Origin of the sequence: Dietzia sp. UBA5065, assembly GCA_002415925.1 — a bacterium.
Lineage (GTDB): Bacteria > Actinomycetota > Actinomycetes > Mycobacteriales > Mycobacteriaceae > Dietzia.
In genome coordinates this window covers 1,333-4,594 of sequence record DIAZ01000004.1, presented here as the reverse complement: position 1 = coordinate 4,594, position 3,262 = coordinate 1,333, and the positions used below count along the sequence as shown (strand labels likewise).

Here is a 3,262-nt window from a genome sequence, read left to right as displayed (position 1 = left end):
TCCGGGACGCCGGCTGAGAGGAGGGCCGGGCGGACCGCCTGCAGGAATCCGCTGGAGCCGCAGAGGAACACGTGCGCGCCGGCCGGCAGCGCAACCTTCGACAAGTCCATGTAGCCGTGGTGGACCGTGCCCGGACCGGTGACTGTCTCAGCCCCGTCCTCGTACCAGGTGTGGACCTCCGCGTCGGCGAGCAGCGAGGCCTCGCCGGAGACTTCAGTGGCCAGCACGTGCTGGTCGGGGGAGCGGTCGGCGTGCAGGACGAGTACGCGGCGCGAGGACTCGTCCGCGGCGAGCTGGGCGAGCATTCCGAGCATCGGCGTGATCCCGATTCCGGCAGAGCACAGCACCACCGGTGCGGTATCGGACAGGGTGGCAGCCTGGTCCAGCACGAGATCGCCGAACGGGAGCGTGACCTGCAGGGTCGTGCCGACCTTCGCCGTGGCGTGCAGCCAGCCGGAGACCTCGCCGGCGGGGCAGCCGCCCGTGGCGGGGTCCACGCGGCGGACGGCGATCCGCCACGTGCCGTCGCCGGAAGCCGTGGACAGCGAGTACTGGCGCAGCTGGCGGGCGCCGTCGGGCAGGACCACGCCGACGGAGGTGTACTGGCCAGCGCGGAAGTCGGGCAGGTCCTCGCCGTCGGGCCCGCCGAGGGTGAAGACGGCGACCGAGTCCGTGACGTCCTCGCGGGCAATGATCGTGGCGGTGCGGAACACGTCGCCCGGCTCGACGCGCGCCTCGGCGTAGAGCTCCTTCTCGAAGCCGATAAGGACGCCGGCCATGATCCAGTAGACCTCGTCCCAGGCCTCGGCGACCGCCGGGGTGACGGCCTCTCTGAGTACGTCGACGATCGCGGCGAACAGGTTGTCGTGGACGATCTGGTACTGGTCCTCGGTGATGCCGAGGCTCGCGTGCTTATGCCCGATGCGCGAGAGCAGGTCGACGGGGCTCTTGCCGTCGACGAGCATCGTGGCGAAGGTGGCGATTGAGGCAGCCAGGGCGCGCTGCTGGGCGCCCAGCTTCTGGTTGCCACGGTTGAAGGTGTCACGGATCAGCTCGGGGTGCGCGCCGAACATCTTCTCGTAGAACAGCGGCGTGATCTTGTCGATGTTCGCGCCGATGACCGGCAGCGTCTCGCGGATGATCTGGGCGTTGTTCGGGGAGAGCTCCCGGGGGTGGGCGAGGATCGACTCGAGGGAGATCAGTGACGTGGTCATGGCAGCCTTTCCGGACCTGCTCCCTACGGGTGTAGGGGGCGCGATTCCGAGCCTGCCAGACAGTCATCCAGCGATACACATTCAGAGCGAGTGAGTTCGAATACCTACTTGGACTGGGTATTTACTCTATACAGATGTAGATCGTCAGAAGCGCACGTCAAGGTCGGTCACCAGTGCGCGCTTGGGGCATTGCTGGATCGCGGCGATCGCTCGGGCGGCCAGTTCCTCCTCCGCCTCCTCGTCGATCGTCGGCCGCAGAACCGTGGTCTGGTAGTCCGGTTCCTCGGGCACGCTGAAGACCTCGGGGGCGAGATCTGCGCAGCGGCCGTAGCCGTCACAGTCGTCAGTGACGCGAATTTCCATCGTTGTCTCCGCTCGGGGTGAAACGTGGCTCCAGGGTGAGGAGCACCTGCCGGGTGGGGGAGTGGACGATGTCGTCCACGGTAAGTGGGTCGAGGGTGGCGAAGAACGCCTCGCGCGCGTCGGCGAAGCCGCGCCGGAGCCTGCAGTTCGCGGACAGCGGGCAGGGCTGTTCGCCTTCGCACTCGACCGACTCGCCGGGGCCCTCGAGGGTGCGCAGTAGGGTCCCCACGGAGTGGTGCCGACCGGATTCGGTGATCTGCAGGCCGCCCCCGCGGCCGCGGCGCGAGGCGATCACCTCGAGGGAGACGAGTCGCGAGACGATCTTGGCGATGTGGCTGGGTGAGGCGTTCACCGAACTAGCGATCGCCCCCGCGGTCATTCGGTCGCCGTCCCGGTCGCCCACGGCGAGGAGCATCAGGGTGCGTAACGCCAGGTCGGAGTGTCGGGAGATATTCACCGGTCCATGATCGCATAAATGCGAGTTTTAGACTCGCATTAAAGTGGTCCGGGTGAGGACCGTCTCGGTGAAGGCCGGATTTCCCAGCGCTTGTAGGTAGGTGGGCGAGGTGTCAGCCTCGTCGGTGCGCAACAGCATCGTGCCCACGACGACGGCCTGTTGATATCGCCCTGTCCCGGCGCCCCTTGCCGGAGAGCAGACTGTCCTGTGGGATCAGGAACATCGCCCGGAAGAGGCCATCGAGTGCGACAACTACGACGAGTGGATAACGCTCGCCGCTGCGGACAGGGGAGTCGGGGTCACCGGGCGCGGTGTCAGATCCAGTCGACCAGCTCGACCGGCGCATCGCCACCGTAGGCCTCCGGGAGCAGTGCCAGCGATGGCGATCCGGCGAGATCGGCCAGGTGGGCGGTACGAATCTGTCCGGCGATAGACCAACCGCCGGCGCCGTCGGGGCGGGCGGGAAGGATCCGCGACCGGCCCGTGGCGGCCAGTCCCGCGAGGCCCGGCACGGTCACGAGCATAGGGTTCCGCTGCCGGCCTGTGAGGGCGTCGACCAGGGCCCGACCGGTCGTCGCGGCGGCGCACACCGCCGCCAGCGGATTGCCCGGCAGCCCCAGCAGGATGCCGCCGCCGGGCAGCATCGCGACGATCTGCGACCCGCCTGGCCGCACCCGGACCCCGTCGATCAAGATCCGCGCCCCGGCCCGCTCGAGCGCCGGCCGCAGATGGTCGGCCACGCCGCGCCCGGTGGCTCCGACCAGTACCAGGACGTCCCCGGCCGCGCGCGGTCGGTGGAGGAGTGATTCGAAATCCGCCTCGGTGTCGGGGCAGTGCTCCACATCCGTGGGGCGGGCGGGGTAGTGCCCGATGGTCGCAGTGTGGGCGGCAGGGTGCGAACCGGCCGCGAAGCCCGCGCGCGCGAGCACCGCGCCGAGCAGCGGGCCCACCGTGTCGCGGATCCGGCCGTCCGGCAGCGGAGATGGTGTGGAGGCGGGCATGACCTCGTCGCCGGTGGTCACGACCGTCGCCCGCACCGGGCCGCGAACGGAGACCTTCGTCAGCCCCGCCGACAGCGCCGCCGAGGCCAGTGCCGCGTCGAGCACCGTGCCCGGCGGGGCGAGATCGTGCCCGGTCAGCCAGTCCTCGCCGACGGGCCGCAGGTCGTTCACGCCTTCGGCCGCGGGCAGGGCCGTGACCAGTGCGGGAGCGGCGCCGGAAGCAGCAC

General features: G+C 69.6%; 4 protein-coding genes. All 4 read right to left on the bottom strand.

Annotated elements, in window-relative coordinates; translation table 11 throughout:
- A partial coding sequence (locus tag B4M60_RS00510) for an FAD-binding oxidoreductase (RefSeq protein WP_291079408.1) occupies window positions 1–1,214 on the bottom strand: 1,214 nt, incomplete at its 3' end.
- 144 nt (window positions 1,215–1,358) lie between these two features.
- Window positions 1,359–1,577, bottom strand: coding sequence for a ferredoxin (locus B4M60_RS00505; protein ID WP_291079407.1), 219 nt, complete (start codon window positions 1,575–1,577; stop codon window positions 1,359–1,361).
- Window positions 1,558–2,034, bottom strand: a complete 477-nt coding sequence (locus B4M60_RS00500) for an RrF2 family transcriptional regulator (RefSeq protein WP_291079406.1) — start codon at window positions 2,032–2,034, stop codon at window positions 1,558–1,560. The genes B4M60_RS00505 and B4M60_RS00500 overlap by 20 nt, the downstream gene beginning before the upstream one ends.
- Window positions 2,035–2,348: 314 nt before the next feature.
- Window positions 2,349–3,262: molybdopterin-binding protein (locus tag B4M60_RS00490; protein ID WP_291079405.1), on the bottom strand; the 914-nt coding region annotated here is incomplete at its 5' end.

Bases quoted from the DNA above. Each gene is read 5' to 3' on its own strand.
- B4M60_RS00505 (WP_291079407.1), bottom strand. From the start codon at position 1,577: ATGGAAATTCGCGTCACTGACGACTGTGACGGCTACGGCCGCTGCGCA.